The following is a 279-nucleotide window of genomic DNA, read 5'->3' as shown; positions in this document are numbered from 1 at the left end:
AAATCGTCTTTATTCCAAACCTCTTTCCAATATTTAAATGCAGAACGTATAGGTCCGAGAAAATCTTACGATCGACTTTCTGTTAGTCGTAATCACAGCCCATTAGGATATCGCGGTGAATATACTGCAACCAAACTTTCTGAGGCAGCGACAAAATTAGAAAAAATGATTCACCCTTCTCTATCTTTAACCTCGAGTGAATTTATTTATGACCAAGTTTCAAACTGGTTAAGTAAAATTATCCACCCGGGTACAAAAGTGAGTCTCGATGAAACCAAT

General features: G+C 36.9%; 1 protein-coding gene. It reads left to right on the top strand.

Annotation, left to right across the window (positions count from 1 at the left end; translation table 11 throughout):
* Positions 1 to 279 (top strand): hypothetical protein (locus SB724_RS19850; protein WP_410572523.1); only part of this gene is annotated, 279 nt, incomplete at both ends.

Origin of the sequence: Bacillus sp. SIMBA_031, assembly GCF_046535225.1 — a bacterium.
Classification (GTDB): Bacteria; Bacillota; Bacilli; order Bacillales; family Bacillaceae; genus Bacillus; species Bacillus velezensis.
This window is presented reverse-complemented; position numbering and strand designations above follow the sequence as displayed.